12 protein-coding genes and 2 pseudogenes are annotated in these 16912 nt (G+C 64.2%); 4 read left to right on the top strand and 10 right to left on the bottom strand.

Annotated elements, in window-relative coordinates:
- A pseudogene (locus tag IEI94_RS08925) lies at window positions 1-109 on the top strand (IS5/IS1182 family transposase); the annotation flags it as partial.
- Window positions 110-125: 16 nt separating this feature from the next.
- On the opposite strand, the gene IEI94_RS08920 reads toward IEI94_RS08925, so the two are convergent.
- The 9 genes from IEI94_RS08920 to mdlC all read right to left on the bottom strand — a co-directional run bounded on the left by IEI94_RS08920 (window position 126) and on the right by mdlC (window position 13108).
- Window positions 126-725, bottom strand: a complete 600-nt coding sequence (locus IEI94_RS08920; RefSeq protein WP_191166967.1) for a hypothetical protein — start codon at window positions 723-725, stop codon at window positions 126-128.
- A 548-nt stretch (window positions 726-1273) separates the two neighbouring features.
- Window positions 1274-4750: a toxin VasX gene (locus IEI94_RS08915; protein ID WP_191166966.1), complete on the bottom strand. Its 3477-nt coding sequence runs from the start codon at window positions 4748-4750 to the stop codon at window positions 1274-1276.
- Between the two features lie 12 nt (window positions 4751-4762).
- Window positions 4763-5668: a DUF4123 domain-containing protein gene (locus IEI94_RS08910; RefSeq protein WP_191166965.1), complete on the bottom strand. Its 906-nt coding sequence runs from the start codon at window positions 5666-5668 to the stop codon at window positions 4763-4765.
- A 5-nt stretch (window positions 5669-5673) separates the two neighbouring features.
- Entirely contained in the window at window positions 5674-7755 is a 2082-nt protein-coding gene (locus tag IEI94_RS08905; RefSeq protein ID WP_191166964.1) for a type VI secretion system Vgr family protein, read from the bottom strand.
- Between the two features lie 227 nt (window positions 7756-7982).
- Window positions 7983-8615, bottom strand: coding sequence for a protocatechuate 3,4-dioxygenase subunit alpha (gene pcaG, locus IEI94_RS08900; RefSeq protein WP_191166963.1), 633 nt, complete (start codon window positions 8613-8615; stop codon window positions 7983-7985).
- A gap of 14 nt (window positions 8616-8629) precedes the next feature.
- Window positions 8630-9355, bottom strand: a complete 726-nt coding sequence (gene pcaH, locus IEI94_RS08895; RefSeq protein WP_095622647.1) for a protocatechuate 3,4-dioxygenase subunit beta — start codon at window positions 9353-9355, stop codon at window positions 8630-8632.
- 122 nt (window positions 9356-9477) lie between these two features.
- A complete protein-coding gene (gene pcaQ / locus IEI94_RS08890; protein ID WP_191166962.1) occupies window positions 9478-10398 on the bottom strand; it encodes a pca operon transcription factor PcaQ in 921 nt (306 codons plus the stop codon).
- 74 nt (window positions 10399-10472) lie between these two features.
- Window positions 10473-11489 carry a TRAP transporter substrate-binding protein gene (locus IEI94_RS08885; RefSeq protein ID WP_191166961.1) on the bottom strand — a complete coding sequence of 339 codons (1017 nt, stop codon included), beginning with the start codon at window positions 11487-11489 and terminating at the stop codon, window positions 10473-10475.
- A gap of 32 nt (window positions 11490-11521) precedes the next feature.
- Window positions 11522-13108 carry a benzoylformate decarboxylase gene (gene mdlC / locus IEI94_RS08880; protein ID WP_191166960.1) on the bottom strand — a complete coding sequence of 529 codons (1587 nt, stop codon included), beginning with the start codon at window positions 13106-13108 and terminating at the stop codon, window positions 11522-11524.
- Between the two features lie 118 nt (window positions 13109-13226).
- Here mdlC and IEI94_RS08875 point away from each other — a divergent pair, with 118 nt between their 5' ends.
- From IEI94_RS08875 to IEI94_RS08865, 3 genes and pseudogenes are all read left to right on the top strand, one after another.
- Window positions 13227-14126, top strand: a complete 900-nt coding sequence (locus IEI94_RS08875; RefSeq protein WP_191166959.1) for a LysR family transcriptional regulator — start codon at window positions 13227-13229, stop codon at window positions 14124-14126.
- Between the two features lie 48 nt (window positions 14127-14174).
- Window positions 14175-14393: pseudogene (locus tag IEI94_RS08870) on the top strand (NAD(P)H-dependent oxidoreductase); the annotation flags it as partial.
- 171 nt (window positions 14394-14564) lie between these two features.
- Complete coding sequence (locus IEI94_RS08865) at window positions 14565-14912, top strand: P-II family nitrogen regulator (protein ID WP_191166958.1); 348 nt, start codon at window positions 14565-14567, stop codon at window positions 14910-14912.
- Here the strand turns inward: IEI94_RS08865 and IEI94_RS08860 are convergent.
- Window positions 14909-16909: a monovalent cation:proton antiporter family protein gene (locus IEI94_RS08860; protein ID WP_191166957.1), complete on the bottom strand. Its 2001-nt coding sequence runs from the start codon at window positions 16907-16909 to the stop codon at window positions 14909-14911. The genes IEI94_RS08865 and IEI94_RS08860 overlap by 4 nt on opposite strands.
- Window positions 16910-16912 lie beyond the last annotated feature (3 nt).

The raw sequence follows: 16912 nt of genomic DNA, 5'->3' as shown, positions 1-16912 counted from the left end.
ACGGCGAATCGCCACGCGCTATGACAAGCTGGCCCGCAGCTTTCGCGCCATGGTATGCCTGGCTTGCATAGATCGTTGCCTACGTGCCGACTTTTCGTACAAAACCTAGGGTCATCGCCCCGGGACTAGACCTCGCTCCCTTCCTTCCGATATGCCTCAGCGAACACCTCTTCGACGGAACGCTGCGGGTCGCGCTCCCGGATCCGCCGCACCTCTGCGGAGAGCCTGACCAGCTCATCGCTGGGCTTGGCCCACTGATCTTTGGGAAGGGGCTTCGACCACTCCTCCACCTCCGCCGGACGCAGCTTAGGACGGCTCTTCATCAGCCGCTTGGCTTCCCACTCGGTCAGGTAGCCGGGCAGGTTCCATAGCTCGATAACGTGGTAGGCATACCAGAAGAACGTAAAGATCGGCCCGACCTCCCCCTTGGCCCGGCGCTCGCGCATCCGGCGGCGCGCATTGCGCAAGGTATGCACGCCCTCCCAGGGGGGATCGTCCTTGCCACGCGGCAGATGAGGGTCCTGGATCTCGTGCAGTGAGTGGACCTCATACTCCATATAGGCGCGGATCGCTTCCCAATTACTGATCGCCAGGGGCAGGCCCGCCGTCATGTACTCGAGCTTTAGCCACTGGCCCGTCTCCGGGTGGGCATAACCGACGCCCATGCCGTACTGCTGCTGTACGCCGTACTGGGTGGCACCGCGGGCCTCTACCACCCAGGCCATCAGGGACTCCCAAGGCACGTAAACGGTTTCTTGCGTATCGGTGAGGGTAAAGCAGACTTCCCGGCGCTGGCGATTAAAGCGGACGGGGATGCTGTTTTTCAAGCGCTTTATGCCAGAATAATAGCCTAAGTACATTATCAGCAATGGAACCAATCCGCCGAGTGTTCCTAACCAGAAAAATATTTTATAAAATAGAGAAAACTCATCTATTGTGATATCTGGTATAATAAGCCAAATAATTATTGGAAAGCCTGCGAGGCATAAGAGAAGAAACCCAAACCACGTACTTATCATAAGCTGCCATATAGAAACACTTGGCCAGCCCCCCCCGACATCCAGCCAAGTATCGTTAAGCTCACTGATGGCCTTGCTCATATCCAGAGGCGGCTGACCCGTCGATAAGGGCAGTGGCGCCAGATAGGTAATACGGCCCCCAGGAATCGCCTCCACGTCACCTGCATGGTGAGGCTGAGATAGCTCAGGTTGCGGCAAATCCGGCCCCTTGTTACTCATAGTCAAATTCCTATTTATTTGTCAGGTTTAGCCGTCTAGTCGGAGATAGCATACCAGCTCCCAGGATCGCCTCGACGGGGAAACGCCGAGGGGGTATAGCGCTTGCCGCTCCCGGTCCCACCGCGCGGGTCGATATAGATATAGACGTCGCTTGCCTGATAGTTTCCTTCGTCATCGAGGTGCTCCAGGCGCACCCCCACCACCCAGTGCTCGGTGTCGTAGCCATGGGGGGTCTGCCGGTGGTCCGGCGCCAGCCCCGATAACACCACATGACCCTTATCGGCATCGGTCTCTAACGCCAACGCTGCTGCCAGCTCGGTAGTCGCTTCCAGCCAATGCTCCGGTGCCCGTACCGTACCTTCACGCTGCCAGATTTTTACAGGCTGTACCTGCCAGGCCTTGAGCGAAAGGCGGACTGGTGCCTGGCCCACCAGTGGCGGTTGCAGTGCCTCGGGGGACAGTCCAGGTAAATGCAGCGCAACCTGATAGTGATCGGGGCGACGCGTCCAGTTGGGACGCCAGCTCTCTTTATAGACCTCTTCCAAGGTAATATGGGCGGCTTGGCTGATACGCCTTAGCTCACTGAGATAATGTTCAAGGGATTCATTGCCCTCCTCGGTTCCCCAGGGTGAGGCCAACAGCCATTGATCGTGCTGGCTGATATTGTGGCGATTATAGAGCCAGGTGCCGCCAAGCTGCAGCACCGAAAATGCCAGGCCAATGGCATTAAAACGCCAAAAGGCCGACGCCAGCTGAGGGCCTGCCATTGCCCATGTCATTCCTCCCCTAACAGCGAGGCGTGTGCTGATGGTGGAATAGAGTCCATAACCGTGCGCGCCCATTAAGCCGGCATCGCCTACCATTGCTATCGCCGCGGCCCCTTGAGCATTGCCATTGCCACTACGCACCGCATCCTGCCAATTACTTCTATTATTATTCAAACTAAACCCAGAAACCCAAAATCCGACAAAATACCCTATAGACCCTAGACCAAAGTGCATTCGTCCTAACTGAGCACTTACGCCACTTGAACGACTGGCGTTGGCAGCGTTTGCTAAGGCACGTGCCTGTGTCTGAAGCGCGGTATCACCAATACTTTGTGCCGCAAGAAATCCTGCTGCCGACGTTGCTAAAACCGAACCTGACAGCCTGATAAAGGCTTGCACTTTCTCACTATTATCTTCGCTACTCCGTGCTTCTTGGAAGACCTTTACAGCCCCCCATAACCCCACCGCCTGTCCAATAAACACCAGTAGCCCAACACCATCGCCCAATAGTCCTGCTGGCGGGGCACGGTAGATCCCTTGCCTAAGATTGCTGGTTAGCTTGCCGACCGCCACGGCCTTGCCGGCATCATCGAACTCCAGCACCAGGCCAGCACGGCCGCTGTCGCCTTCCGACAGGGTAAGATCGTCTGCCCCCACGTCGCCGACCGGGCTTAGCGCAGCAGCCAAGCGCTGCTCATGGGCATCCAACTGTGCCTGCACACCTCGGCGCTCACCACTCAACCGATCGCGTTCGGCTCCGCTCGCCTGACGCCTTCTATTGTTCAAGCTGGTGAGACGCTGGCGAAGGGCCAGGGTCTCTTCCACCAGGTCCATCAGCTCTTCAAGGCTCTCTGTCGAGAAGACAAAGCGCGCACCGTTCTCTTTGGCGGCATCGACGATACGCGCCCAGACAGCGGGGGGATCAAGCTGGCGGAACAGGTCTTCGAGGTCGGGCATGACAAAATCACCCTGCCCCGTCGTCTGTTGCAGCTGTTCCATGATCCTGGCCAAGCCGGCACCCACGGCAGGCGTGAGGTTGGTTCTGGCTCCCTCTGCTAAGGGTCGAATATTGTCAGGCAGTTCTGTCAGGTCGGGCAGTTTGCCGTTTTCGGCGCCTTTTAGCTCATCCACCCAGCTGTCCAGGTGATTCAGAATGCCGTATCCCGCGGAAATAAGCGCCGTGTAGTCCTTTATCAGCGCTGCTTGTTCCTCCAGGCTACGGGTATGAAAGAGGGGGCGATCATACTCGGGGTGTTCGGTGAGCCACTGCTTGATGCGTTCGATGACGTCATCGTCCCGGCAGATATCCCGCGTACAGGCATATTCTGCCGAGAACGCTTTCTTAACTTGGTCTTCACTGTCGGCGTCAAAATACCAGGCTGCCAAGTGAAAGCGGCTGGAGCACAGCATCTCGACCCGATCTTGGCTGATATTGGTCAGCAGAGCATTCCAGCGTGCGAGCTTGGGCCGCTGCTGTTCCAGGAATTGATCCATCTCGCCACGGCGAATAAGGTCGTTGACCCCGCGCTGGCCGAAGGAGGCCCCTTCCAGAATATCGCGAACGCGCCGATTATTGGTCTCTTTGAGGTCGATCAAGGTATCCAGATGCCGCTCGACAAATTCACTATTGGCGTCTGCAAGGGCGTCGCTAGCGTAATAGCGGCTTATTTCCCGCTCCTGGTTCTGCTGGATCTTAGAGGCATTGGTTCGACTGGGGTCCGGACTTACCTCGAGCAGTCTTTCTCTTAGTTCGTCCGGCAAATCGGGGTCATAGGAGCGCGGCAGGGTTTGCTCCGTGTTGAGGTAGTCGAGCAGCGTTTGCCGAGTACGCTCTCTGTTCGGCTCCTCCAGTGCTTCCAGGTCTTGCCAAAGCGCCAACTCCGGCGAGCCTTCTTCACCTGGCGCCAGCGACTCCAGCGTCTCTGCCGTCAGTTGGGTGATGGACTCGATATAACAGCCCAGCACATAATTTCGCTGTGTACGTTTCTCCTGCTCCTCCGTCCACTCCTCGATCCACCCCACCACGTTGTCCTGATACATGGCCAGGTCGCGCATGACGCCGATGTCGTCGCGTACCACCAGGCACAGGCACGCGTCGCGATCCTCGACCTTATGCTGCTTGAGCAGCTTGCCGAGGCGGGTCTTGTGGTAGTAGTGGTCGTTTTCCCAGTGGTAGGCCTCGCCTTCCTGCTCGTGGCCGTCTTCGGGCTGCTCCCGTTCGGCCTCTTCGGCGAATTCCGCGACCCACGCTTCTGCCTGGGTCGTGGTCATCAAATGCTCACCGCCACCGGACACGGGGTTAGCGCCGGAGAGGTCGACAGCCTGCATAAAGGCGTCGCGGTCGTCTTCGCTTTCCAGCACCTGGGCGCGCTTGGCGTCGGTCCACTTTACTTCGGAAAAGCAGACGTAGAGGGTACGGTCGGTGTCGTACTTGAGCTGGCCGCCGGTGATCTTATCGCCCTGCTCACTAAACACGTACTCGTCGAGTTCATTGGTCTCTCCGTCGAGCACATAGAGATAGCCATTGCGCAGCAGGCGAATCCCCAGCGGCCGGGCACTCAGGGTATAAGGGGTGGAGCATTCCGGCTCGAGTTCCTCGACGAGGCCGTAGCGCAGCGGCAGCAGTTGCACCTTACCGTTGAGCAATGGGCAGCTGCCACCATCGTCACGGTCGCGGCATGGGAGTTCATAGGCGGCCAGGGCGCCGTCTTCACGGTCATCGGTGGGTCGCTCGAACGCGGACATATGACAGGCTCCCTATGTCATGACGGGGGATTGAGGAGGGTTGGCCGCTTGCAGGGCAGCCTCGAGACGCTCGATAGCACTGAGATGCGGCGCCGTGAGCCAGCGGTAGGCGGCGGTATCGGTGGCGCCATCACGCCAGGTGGTAATGTCGAGACGGGCCATCAGGGTGCATAGCAGCGCCCACTCGCGCAGCGTGTTGATGCCGAGATCGCGCGCTTCAGCGATGATCGCGGCAAGCTGGGCATGACGCTGCTGCCCTCCGGTGCCAGGCAGCCAATCGCCACAGTGCCGATCCACGAAGGCCATCAGGCGCCGTGTATCGCGGCGCAGGTCACATGCCCGCAGTCGCTCGAGCTGCGGCTCCGAGAGTCGATACGCATGGTCCAGCGAGACGGGGGCTGCATCGGTCATCGTGGGGGACCAACAGCGCCACTCCTCGGCCACCGCGTCCGGCGCAAGCAGGCAATGCATTGGCCCCCAGGGCACTTGCGCAGGTGAGCTCTCCGGCTCGAGCAGCGCGGCGATCACCGCCGGATCGGCCAGCCGTAGCAGCAGCGGAATGCCCGCCGGGTGCACGACCTGGATCAAGCCGCGGAGATGATCGCCCAGCTCGGCGAGGTCGGACTCGCTGACGATCAGATAGCCCCACTCCGGCGCGAGGCCATCCTCCAGAAAATGCCGCAAGACGGGGTCCTCTGGCCCGGCGAGTTGTACCAGCCAGGGCGAGACGTCGTTGACGTCTGACCAGGGCGTACCGGCATACAGCAGATCCGCTTCCAAGCGCCCTGCCGACCATTCATAGAGCCGACGCGGTAAGTCCTGCACTCGCACGCCGTCGAGCAGCAGATACACCTTGTGCTCACTGGGCCAGCACCACTCGCCGCCCAGCAGCCCATTTGTCAGTGGCCAATGCAGCATGCTCGTCACCCGTCACTGCCCTTTTCGCATACCGGACACAGTGCTTGCTGCTGCAACAGCGCGGCGTGCTGCGGCGCCTCCACCGGCGTGAACTGCGGCGCGCCTTCCACCTCCTGCGGCAGCTTGGGGCCCTGGGCCGCCTGGCCCGAGCCCGAACCTGGGCTGCCGCCGGAGTTGATCTTGACGCTGGGGCCGACGATGGTGACGCCGCTGGGGTCGAGTTTGACGAAGCTGCCGCCGGCGTTGAGGGTGATCTCGGCGCCGGCGTCGATCACCACCTTCATGCCGGCCTTGTGGTGGATCTCCTGGCCGGCGTCGACCAGCTGGGCGCGGCCGTACTTCTCGTGGCGCGTGGCGTCGACGATCAGGTGGTCGTCGCCGTCGACCTGGGTGTGGCGGCTGCCGTGCACCGTCAGGTGGTCGTCGCTGTCGATCTCGCTGATGCGGTCGTGGTGGACCTTGAGATGGCTGTCGTTACCGATCTCTTCGGTACGATCATTGTTGGTGAGCAGTTCCAGGTCCTTCTGGGCGTGCAGCCAGATCTGCTCCTGGTCGGCCTGGTCTTCGAAGCGCAGCTCGTTGAAGCCCTCGCCCTGGTGGCTCTGGGTGCGGATCACGGTGCGCGTCTTGTGCGCCGGAAGTTCATAGGGCGCGGTATTGACGGCGTGGTAGGTGCGCCCGGTGATCAGCGGTTGATCCGGGTCGCCCTCCAGGAACGAGACGATAATTTCGTGGCCGATCCGCGGGATGGCGATGCTACCGTAGCCGCCGCCGGCCCAGCCCTGGGCGACACGGATCCAACAACTTGCGGTATCGTCAGGCTCGGCGTAGCGGTCCCAGGGGAACTGCACCTTGACCCGGCCGTGCTCGTCGCAGTGGATCTCTTCGCCCTCGGGGCCGACCACGAAGGCGACCTGGGGGCCGTCGACCCGAGGCCTGGGGTTGGGCACGGGCCGCCAGGCCTGATCGTCGGGCATCAGGATCAGTTCGTTGTGGTAGCGGGTCATGCCGCCACGCCCCTCGTTCTGGCTGTCTCCCTGGAAGATTCCGTCCTCCTCCAGGGCCTGGTGCTGCTCGCCGTGATGCACCACGCCGATCACCTGCCAGTCGCGGTTGAGCGTCTCGAGATCGTGGTCGGTGAGGGTGAAGCGGGCCCCCGGGGCGAGCTCGGGCAGGTCGCTCTCGGCGTCGGCGGTGCTGGCGTCCTGGCGCAGCGCGTCGAGGCGAATGCGGGTGAAGGCCTCGCCGGAGGCGTCGGCCTTGTAGCGGCCGGGGTAGTCGTAGTGTTCGTAGTCGGCGCGTTGCCCGTGGGCTTCCAGCCCATCGGCCGCGTGGTCGTGCAGCTGACCATAGCTCGGGTTCTTGAAGGAGTAGTCCTTGAGGGTGGCGCTGGCCGGGGCGATGCGGGCGACCTGGCGGAGCTTGCGCACATGGCGCTGCGGCGGCGTGCCCCCGGCGCGGCTGTGATAGCGGCGCTCGCCCAGGTGGGGCAGCACCTGGGGCGCGTCGGCGAAGATCAGGCGGTGGCCGGCATCGCCCTCGTCGCCCGTGTCGTCCGTGTCGTCCGTGCCGAAAAACTCGTGGTAATAGAACAGCCCCTCTTCGGCGGCCAGGCGCTGGACGAAGGCGAGATCGGTCTCGCGGTACTGGGTCAGATACTCGCGCGCCTCCGGTTCCCGGGTAGCGGCGAAGGCGATATCGGCGATGTCGTGCTCGTCGCACAGGGTGTTGAGCACGGTGAGCGGCGAGACCTCCTGGAAGATGCGCGAGTTGTGGCGCAGCCCAAGGCGCCACAGCGCGGGGCGAATCTCGACGTGATAGAAGGTGCGGCGGTGGCCGCTATCGCCGCGGCCGAACTCGCTGACCACGCCGTTGATAAGGCGCAGCGCCTCGCCATCCTGCCAGATCGTCAGGGTCGCCTCGCGGTCGAGGATATCGCCGGCGGAGAGGCCGCCGTCGCGGCTGGCGAAGCGTACGCTGAGCTCGAAGGGCGCGGAGAGCCGCTCACGATGGGTGAAGTCGATCACCGCCACGTCCTCGACACCGGGCAAGCCCAAGGTGAATTGCAATCCGCTCGCGCTGGCCATCACGCCTCCCTGCGTCTGGAACATGCCGTCTATTGATTTATTAGCAGAATAGAAAGCTTGGTGCGGCAAGGATACCAATCCCAGGCGCTGGTATCTGTGGGCGTTCGCCTATAGCGGTGTAGGAAATCGCTTACAAATAAAAAAAGCCCCGCACTGCGGGACGCGGTGCGGGGTAGAAGAGACGTCAGGTCATCGGCGCCGATGCGCACCGATCAGAGAGCCAGTGATCAGAAATCGAAGAACACCGTCTCGCCCTTGCCCTGCAGGCGAATATCGAGGCGGTAGCGCACCTTGCCGTCGACCTCCTCGCGTTTGGCGATCAGCGTCTGGCGGCGCGCCGGTGATTCGATGGCGCTGAGCACCGGGCAAGCGGCGTTGGCGTCCGCTTCATCCTCGAAGTAGAGGCGCGTCTGCAGCTGGATATTCACACCGCGGGCGAAGATAGCCAGGTTGATATGCGGTGCCATGGTCTTGCCATCGCCGCGGGTGATCGCGCCGGGCTTGATGGTGGTCAGAGTCCACTCGCTGTCGCCCACCGCGGTCGTCGCCGTGCGGCCGAAGCTGTTGAACGGCTTCTTGAGATCGAAGGCCGGCTGGTAATGGCCCTGGCCATCGGCCTGCCAGGCCTCGATCAGCGCATCGCGCACCAGGTCGCCATTGCCGTCGATTACCTGGCCGACCACCTCGATATGCTCGCCGTCGGCCTCGGGCTTGGCCAGCTGGTTCCAGATCTCTTCGTCGCGCTCGGGCAGGCCGGCGACATCCAGCGCCAGGCCGATATGCACGTAGGGGCCGGCGGTCTGGGAGGCGGTCTCACGCAGCATAAGATCGCGGGTACCGACACTATTGGGCTGTTGCATGGCGGTCTCTCCCGTCACTGGTTTTCGAAGTAGGTCTGCAGCTCGCCGCGGACCACCAGGTCGAAGCGGTAGGCCAGGCAGTCCATGGGCCGGCTGCGCGCCATGTCGAGGCGACCGATCATGGTCTCGACGGCGTCCGGGTCGTTGATCGTCTGCACGATGGGGCAGATCGGGATCAGCGGGTCGCCCTCGAAGTACATCTGGGTGATCAGGCGGGTCGAGATCGACGGCCCCATCACCGAGACGTGGATATGCGCCGGGCGCCAGGTGTTGATGCCGTTGGGCCAGGGATAGGGGCCGGGCTTGATGGTGCGGAAGCGGTACCAGCCGTCGTCGTCGGTGAGGCAGCGGCCGACACCGCCGAAGCTGGGGTCGAGGGGCGCCAGGTAGGCGTCCTTCTTGTGACGATAGCGGCCGCCGGCGTTGGCCTGCCACATCTCCACCAGGGTGTGCGGCACCGGCTTGCCGTACTGGTCGACCACGCGACCGAACATGATGATGCGCTCGCCGATGGGCAGGGCGTCCTGGCCTTCGCGGTAGTTCATCAGCAGGTCGTTGTCGTGGGGTCCCATACGCAGGGCGCGGAAGTCCGGGCCGCTGAGCTCGGAGACGCTGGGCCGCTGCAGACTGACCAGCGCCTGGTTCGGCGAGCGCGCCACGGTGGTCTTGTAGCCCGGCGCATAGGCCGGCGGATGCCAGTTACGGTCGCGCTCGACATAGCGCTTGTTGTCGTCTTGCATGGCGAAAAGCCCTCTGCTGGCGTAGATCGCGGGCCATGCCGCGGGTTGGCCAGTAGTGTGGCGCTTCACCGCAGGGCTGCCAATTGACGACTCGGGGCACCACCATAACCTATGGGTTATGGCTATCGATGTTGCGCCGCCGCCTCGCGCAGCGCCTCGCAGAAGGCTTCCAGCCCCAGCGAGGGCTGCAGGCTGGCATTGCGGCAGAAGCCCACCGAGCCGCCCTGGGCCTCCAGCGGCAGCGCCAGCTCGGCCAGCAGGCCGGCGGCGAGGTCATCGGCGACGGCTTCCCGCGGGGCGACCCATAGCGCGTCGCTGTCGAGGGTGTAGCGCCGGCTGATCGGCAGCGACAGGGTCTCCAGGCGCCGACCGGGCAGGCCCAGGCCGTGGCGCACGCAGAAGCTGTCGACCCGCTGGCGCAGGGTGGTCTGCGGCGGCGGCAGCACCCACGCCAGCTCACTCAGGCGCTCGGCGGGGAGCGGCGCGACGCCGGCCAGCGGGTGGCCGGCGCGCACTACCAGCAGCAGCGGCTCGTAGTAGAGGTGCTCGAAGGTCAGGTCGTGAATCTCGCGGGCCTCGGTCATGCGCCCCACCACCAGGTCGAGCTCGCCAGCACGCAGCTGCGAGAGCAGGTAGGCGCTAGCCCCAGTGACCACCTTGACGCCGCTCTCGGGGGCGTCGAGGCTCGCCTGCCAGCGCAGGATCGCCCGCGGCAGCAGTTGGCTCTCCACCGTGGAGAGCGCCCCGACCCGCAGCCACTCGCCGCCGCCCTGGGCGGCACTCGCCGCTCCCACACCCTCCTCGAGGGCGCGTAGCGCCGGCCCGGCATGGCGCAGCAGGGTGAGCCCCGCCTGGGTCAGCGCCACGCCCTGCGGCGTGCGCTCGAACAGCGGCGCGGCCACGCTCTCCTCTAGTTCGCGAATGGCCTTGGAGATGCCCGGCTGGGTGATCGCCAGGCTATCGGCGGCGCGCGCGAAACTGCGCCGCTTGGCGACCTCGAGGAAGGCCTGCAAGTGACGCAGCTTGATACGCGGATTGAGCATGGCAAGTGACCGGCGATGGCGTAAAAGCGTTACCTTCGCCGATCGGCGGCCAAAACGGAACCGCTACGCACCGCTCAGGACCGACACCCCTCGCTCAGCTCCAAAGCGCGAGCGTGGACATCGCGGGCGTTGTCGATGCCGCGCTCCTCGAGGCGGGTCAGGTAGCGCTCGGTGCCCTCCTGCAGAGGCTCGGCCCAGTCCGGGTCGTTGAGCGGGTCGTCCACCGTGTGAATGGTGCCGCCCTGCTCCACGGCTTCTTCACGCCCTTCATGGTCGAGGCGGTCGTAGACCTCGCCGGCACGCGCCGCCCACTCCATCCCGGTGTGGGCGTCGATGGCCTCCTGCACCTCGGGGGCCAGCCGCTCGTAGCTGTCGAGGTTCATCACCGCCATGGCGACCCCAGTGTAGTAGGGCACCTCGAGGTGATACTCGGCCAGCTCATTGATGCCGAAGGTCTTCATCGCCTGCCAGGGGAAGCTCAGGCCATCCATCACCCCGCGCTGCATCGAGGTGTAGATATCCGGCGCTGGCATGCCCATGGGCTGGGCACCGAGCCGCTCGAGCATCTCGCCGGCGACGTCGCTGGGGCGGCGAATGCGCAGACCGCGCAGGTCGTCGGGGGTCTGCAGTTCGTCGCCGCGGGTGTGCAGGTAGGCCGGCCCGGTGGCGAACATGTAGAGCACCTTAACGTCGTCATACTCGTCGCTGATCAGCCCCTCGTCGTAAAGCGACTGCAGCACGCAGGAGCCCTGGGAGGCACTCGCCGAGACGCCCGGCAGCTGCACGATCTCCGAGAGCGGGAAACGCCCCGAGGTGTAGCCCTGCATGGTGATGGCGATATCCGAGATGCCGTTGACCGCGCCCTGGTAGGCCTGATCCGACGGCCCCAGGGTCTGGGAGGGGTAGTTCTCCACCGAGACCGCGCCGTCGGTGGCCTCTTCGAGGCTGGCGGCCCAGGCCTCGAAGATCTCCTGATTGACCTCCGAGCCGGAGGGCCAGAAGTGTGCCATGCGCAGGGTGTCGGCGTGGGCAGCGGTCGCCGCGGCGGCCACGCAGGTGGCCAGCAGGCAGCGGGAGATGGCGTGTTTCATGGTCGACCTCTGTTGTGGTTATGAATGTCGTCTCACGGTTCGATGGTGGTGGTAGGCACTTCGATCACCACCGGTTGGTCGCCGGCCAAGGCCTCTTGAAGGGCCTCTTGCAGCGCGGCGCGACTGTTGGCCTGCCTGGCGCTTACGCCATAGCCCTGGGCCAGGGCGCAGAAGTCCAGGCCGGGCACGTCGATGCCCGGGGCGTCTTCGGCATCCAGCAGGCGCGAGAACCAGCGCAGCGCGCCGTAGGTGCCGTTCTTCAGAATCACCAGCACCACCGGGATGCGGTACTGAGCCGCCGTCCACAGCGCGCTGATGGTGTAGTTGGCCGAGCCGTCGCCGATCACCCCGATCACCCGCCGCTGGGGTTCGGCGAGCTGCACGCCGAGCGCCGCCGGGATGCCGAAGCCCAGGCCACCCGCCGCGGGAAAGTAGTAGCTGCCGGGATGGCGCATCGAGATCCGCGACCAGAAGGCCCCCACCGTGGAGGTCGACTCCTTGACGTAGATGGCGTCCTCCGGGGCCAGCGCATCGAGCACATCGAACACCGTCTGCGGCGTCAGCAGGCCGTCGGGGTCTTCGACCGCTTCCGGCCGGGGCAGCGCCTCGGGCATGGCCCGCGAACTCTCGGCCAACGCCGGCAGCAGCGCCTCCAGAGTGGCGTGAATATCGCCGACCAGCGCATCTCCCATCGGCGCCCGCGCCGCCTCACCGGCATCGGCGGTAAGGTGGATCAGCTCGGCGCCCTCGGGCAGGTAGCGCCCCGGGGCCATCTGGTGATAGCGGAACACCGGCGCACCGACCACCAGGATCAGGTCGTGACCCTCGAGGCGCGCCGAGATCCCGGCGATCGCCGCTGGCAGCACGCCGCGGAAACAGGCATGACGGGTAGGAAAGGGGCAGCGCGAGGCCGACGGTGCGATCCAGGCCGGCATGCGCAGCCGCTCGGCCAGAGCCACCGCCAGCGGGTTGGCGCGGCAGGCGTCGACCTGCGGCCCCACTACCAGCACCGGATTGCGGGCGGCGTTGAGCCGCTCGGCCAGCTCATCGAGCTGGGCCGATGACGGCCCCCCGGCCTGGCTGACGCGCCGCTCGACCAGATGCTCGGCTTCGCTGCCAGCCTCCCGGGCCCAGTCGTCGTGGGGAATCGAGACATACACCGGCCCCCTCGGCGCCAGGCTGGCGGTATGGATCGCCTGGCTCAGCGCCCGGGGCACGTCCCCCGCACAGGCCGGCTCGAAGCTCCACTTGACCAGCGGCCGGGGCAGCTGCGGCGCATCGACGTTGGCCAGCATCGACTCCACGCCGATCATCTCGCGGGCCTGCTGGCCGGCGGTGATCACCAGCGGCGAGTGGGAGTAGACGGCGTTGGTCAGCGCGCCCATGGCGTTGCCTGTGCCCGCCGCCGCATGCAGATTGACGAAGGCCGGGCCACCGCTGGCCTGGGCATAGCCGTCAGCCATGCCCACCACCGCCCCCTCGTGCAGGCCGAGGATGTACTCGAAGTCGTCGGGGAAGTCCTTGAGGAACGGCAGCTCGTTGGAACCCGGGTTGCCGAAGACCTTGGTGATGCCCTGGCGGCGCAGCAGTGAGTAGGTAACGGAATGGACGCTGGGCATGCAGGCTCCTGTGGCGTAACGGTAAGCAGTAGGCGTTACGCTAGGCGCCAGCATCATATCGAGCAAATCGATAGTTTTTCTAGTTAGAATAAGGCTGATCTATTTTATCGGAGCGACGATGGCCCACGCCGACCTCAACCTGGTGCGCACCTTCGTGCTGCTCTACGAGACCCGCAGCGTGACGCTGACCGCCCAGCGGCTGTTCGTTACCCAGCCCTCGGTGAGCTACGCCCTGAGCCGGCTCCGCGAGCAGTTCGACGACCGCCTGTTCGTGCGCGGCCGCGACGGCATGGAGCCCACCGTCACCGCCCGCCAGCTCTACCCTTCGCTGCGCGACGCCCTGCATCAGCTCGAGGCGACCCTGGCCAGCGGCCGCGACTTCGACCCGGCCAGCTGCACCCGGCGCTTCCGTCTGGCGCTGACCGACCTGGGCGAGATGTCGCTGCTGCCCGGCATACTGGCGCGGCTGCACGCCGAGGCGCCGGGAATGGAGCTGGAGGTGGTGGCGCTGGAGATCGACCGTGCCGGCGACTGGCTCACCAGCGGCAAGGTCAACGCGGTGATCTGCAGCCGCCCGCTGGCGGCCGACGGTATCCAGCGCCGGGCGCTGTTCGAGGACCGCTATGTATGTCTCAGCGATCCGCTGGCGCTGGCCGGCGAGCCGCTCAGCCTGGCGCGTTTCAGCGCCGGCCGGCATGTGGTGGTGGCCTCGGCTTCGGGGCACGGCCTGGCCGAAGAGGTGATGCGCCGCGACGGCATCCAGCGCAAGGTGAGCCTGGAGATCCCGCACTTCTCGGTACTGCCGCAGATCCTGCAGGGCAGCGACCTGCTGGCCATACTCCCCGCGCAGATCGCCAACGGCTTCGCCGCACGCACGCCGCTGGTGGTCAGCGAACTGCCATTCTCGGTGCCTCCCTTCGAGGTAACGCTCTACTACCACGCCGGAGCGGCCCGCGCCCCCGCCCAGCGCTGGTTCTGCGACGGCATCGTGGCGGCGATTGGCGATCACGAAGCGTAGGCCTGGAGCTGCCTCCCGAATTCGTTTTGATCGAAAGAAGGCCCCCAAGGCCTGGTGGAGGGCAAGCGGGCAGTGCTGCTGGCCCGCGGTGGCCAGTACGCCGGTACCCCACTGGACAGTCAGCTGCCGCACCTCAAGGCAATGCTGGGCCTGATCGGCATCACCGAAGTGGAGACCATCTTCGCCGAGGGTCTCAGCACGGGACAGCAAGCATCGGCCCGCGAGGAGGCCAAGCAAGCCATTGAGGGCGTGGTGAAGCGCCTGTAAGAAAAGCCTGCAAGATTAGCGACAACCTGACGCTGATCATCCCAGTGTGAGCCGATCAGCCCTAGAATAAAGAACACCAGAGGGGGCAATCAGCGTCTTTTTCTGGTGGCACAATACACCGCTGTGCCCCATAAGCTACGCTGGCCGAGCTGGCCGCAAAGGGAGGACTACATGGACTTTAAATTGCTGATGATCTTTGTCGATCAAGATCGTACCGATAGGGTATTGGATGCTGCTCGGGATGCGGGTGCCACCGGGGCCACCATCATCAACAATGCCCAGGGGAAAGGGCTTGAGCCCCACCTGACCTTCTTCGGCCTGGAATTCATGGCGGCTCGCAGCGTGATCCTGATCCTCGTGGAGGCGCGCCGCTCAAGTGCCGTACTCGAAGCGGTCGCCCAGGCCGGCGAGTTGGATGAGAGCCTCGACACCGGCATTGCCCTGGAGCTAGATGTCAGCCGGGCCTTGGGGCTCAGCGAGCATATCAAGGCGCTCAGCAAGGAACACCCGCTCAATTAGCCTGAATCCGCGCCTGACGGCGTATCGGCCCCGGTGAGTCGTCGCTCGACCTTCTCGAGATTATCCTGGGAGCCCAGCAACACCAGCACATCATCTGCCACTACCTGCGTGCTCTTTTCTGGATAGCGACGGCGCTGGTCCTCACGTACGAGTGCCGTCACAGATACCTGATCCTGCTCCGTATCCAACTGCGCCAGGGTCTGGCCGATGGCCGGGCTACCCTCACTGAGCACCACCGAATGCAGACGCTCCTGCTCTCCAGCGGGTCGCGGGTCCTGGATGCTGTCGAGACTGCCGCGGAATAGCTCACGCAGCATCTGATAGCGGCTGGTTCGCTGCTCCTGGAGGTGACGGGTGACCCGATAGAGCGGCACACCCAATGCCTGCAGCGCGTGGGAGGTCAGGAGCATGCTCGCCTCGAGTGTTTCGGGAATGACTTCGTGGGCCCCCGCCGCGACCAGCTCAGCGACTGAGCCCTCATCGCGAGTGCGCACCACGGCAGGGATACCGGCCTTCAGATGAACTGCCTGGCGCAGGGTCTTGAGCGCGGCCGGGCGGTCATCGTGACTGATGATCAGCAGCCTGGCTCTCCCCAGCCCCACGTTTTCCAGCACGGCAAGATCCGAGGAGTCGCCGAAGTAGACCGGCTGCCCAGCCAGCCTCGCTTCACGAACAATCGACGGGTCCATGTCCAAGGCCACATAGTTGACCCCTTCGCTTTCCAGAAAACGCGCCACCGTTTGACCGGTTCTTCCAAACCCGCAGATGACCACATGCCCCTGCTCTTCTACCCCCTTTGGACCCGGCGCAACGTCCTGTGGCTTGCGAGCCCCGCGCCCGAACAGCCAAGCCGCCAGTGGTTGATTATATCGAATCAAGAATGGAGCAAGGATCATCGAAAACAGCACAGAGGTAAGCACCACCTGAGCAGGGGCGCTATCGATCACTCCGCCCTCAAGACCAATGGCCAGAAGCGCGAAACCAAATTCGCCACCCACTGCCAGCAGCAGGCCGGTGCGAAAGGCTGTCTGCAACTCCACGCCAGACAGGCGCACGATCAAGGTCACCAGCGCCAGCTTGATGGCCAGAAGCGCCATGGCGCCGAGCAGTGCCTCCCACCAGATCTCGGGCAGCAGCGCAGGCTCCACCAGCATGCCGATGCTGACGAAGAACAGCCCCAGCAACACATCGCGGAAGGGGCGAATCGTCGACTCCACCTGGTGGCGAAATTCTGTATCCCCCAGCACCATGCCAGCCAGGAAGGCACCGAAGGCCATGGAAAGCCCCAGCGCCTGGGTGGTCCAGGCGGACACCAGCGACACAAAAAGCACCGTCAGGGTGAAGAGTTCGGCTGAGCGCCGCTCGGCCACCAGATGAAACAACGGACGCAACAGTAGTCGCCCTGAAACCAGCACAACCGCAAGCGCCAGCAATGCCTTGGCCAGCGCCAGTCCCAGTGAGCCGGCGACCTCTTGGGCGGCCGCCACTCCCAGCACAGGGATCACCACCACAAAGGGGACTGCGGTAATGTCCTGGAAGACTGACATGGTCGTGCCCAGCCGCCCGTGGCGGGTCTGACTCTCGCCCTGTTCCATCAACTGCTTGGTAATGATGGTGGTGGAGGACTGTGCAAACACCGCCCCAACCACAAAGGCCGCCGGCCCAGGGAGGCCCAGCCACCAAGCCAGACCACCTACCACCGCCGTCGTCAGAGCCACCTGGGCAGTGCCCAGGCCGAGGATGGTGTGCCGCAGCGCATAGATTTGCGGCAGCGAGAAACTGAGCCCGATGGTGAAGAGCAAGAACACGATGCCGAACTCGGCGATCACCCGAATATTGCCGTCGTCGACCACCGGTCCAGCGGTATGGGAACCCAGCAGCACCCCCACCAGTAGATAGCCCAGGCTCGGCGGAACCCTTAGGCGCTGAAAGATCAGCACGACTGCTACCGTGGCACCAAGCAGTAACAACATCTGAACAAGTGCCTGCTCTAGCATTCG

Origin of the sequence: Halomonas sp. ML-15, from assembly GCF_014779595.1 — a bacterium.
In the GTDB taxonomy this organism is placed as follows: Bacteria; Pseudomonadota; Gammaproteobacteria; order Pseudomonadales; family Halomonadaceae; genus Franzmannia.
Note: the sequence above shows the minus strand (reverse complement) of the source record. Positions and strands in the feature narration are given on the sequence as shown.

Excerpts from the sequence above, each read along its gene's own strand:
- IEI94_RS08920 (WP_191166967.1), bottom strand. The coding sequence starts at position 725 with ATGGCCTGGGTGGTAGAGGCCCGCGGTGCCACCCAGTACGGCGTACAG.
- IEI94_RS08915 (WP_191166966.1), bottom strand. The coding sequence starts at position 4,750 with ATGTCCGCGTTCGAGCGACCCACCGATGACCGTGAAGACGGCGCCCTG.
- IEI94_RS08910 (WP_191166965.1), bottom strand. The coding sequence starts at position 5,668 with ATGCTGCATTGGCCACTGACAAATGGGCTGCTGGGCGGCGAGTGGTGC.
- IEI94_RS08905 (WP_191166964.1), bottom strand. The coding sequence starts at position 7,755 with ATGGCCAGCGCGAGCGGATTGCAATTCACCTTGGGCTTGCCCGGTGTC.
- pcaG (WP_191166963.1), bottom strand. The coding sequence starts at position 8,615 with ATGCAACAGCCCAATAGTGTCGGTACCCGCGATCTTATGCTGCGTGAG.
- pcaH (WP_095622647.1), bottom strand. The coding sequence starts at position 9,355 with ATGCAAGACGACAACAAGCGCTATGTCGAGCGCGACCGTAACTGGCAT.
- pcaQ (WP_191166962.1), bottom strand. The coding sequence starts at position 10,398 with ATGCTCAATCCGCGTATCAAGCTGCGTCACTTGCAGGCCTTCCTCGAG.
- IEI94_RS08885 (WP_191166961.1), bottom strand. The coding sequence starts at position 11,489 with ATGAAACACGCCATCTCCCGCTGCCTGCTGGCCACCTGCGTGGCCGCC.
- mdlC (WP_191166960.1), bottom strand. The coding sequence starts at position 13,108 with ATGCCCAGCGTCCATTCCGTTACCTACTCACTGCTGCGCCGCCAGGGC.
- IEI94_RS08875 (WP_191166959.1), top strand. The coding sequence starts at position 13,227 with ATGGCCCACGCCGACCTCAACCTGGTGCGCACCTTCGTGCTGCTCTAC.
- IEI94_RS08865 (WP_191166958.1), top strand. The coding sequence starts at position 14,565 with ATGGACTTTAAATTGCTGATGATCTTTGTCGATCAAGATCGTACCGAT.
- IEI94_RS08860 (WP_191166957.1), bottom strand. The coding sequence starts at position 16,909 with ATGCTAGAGCAGGCACTTGTTCAGATGTTGTTACTGCTTGGTGCCACG.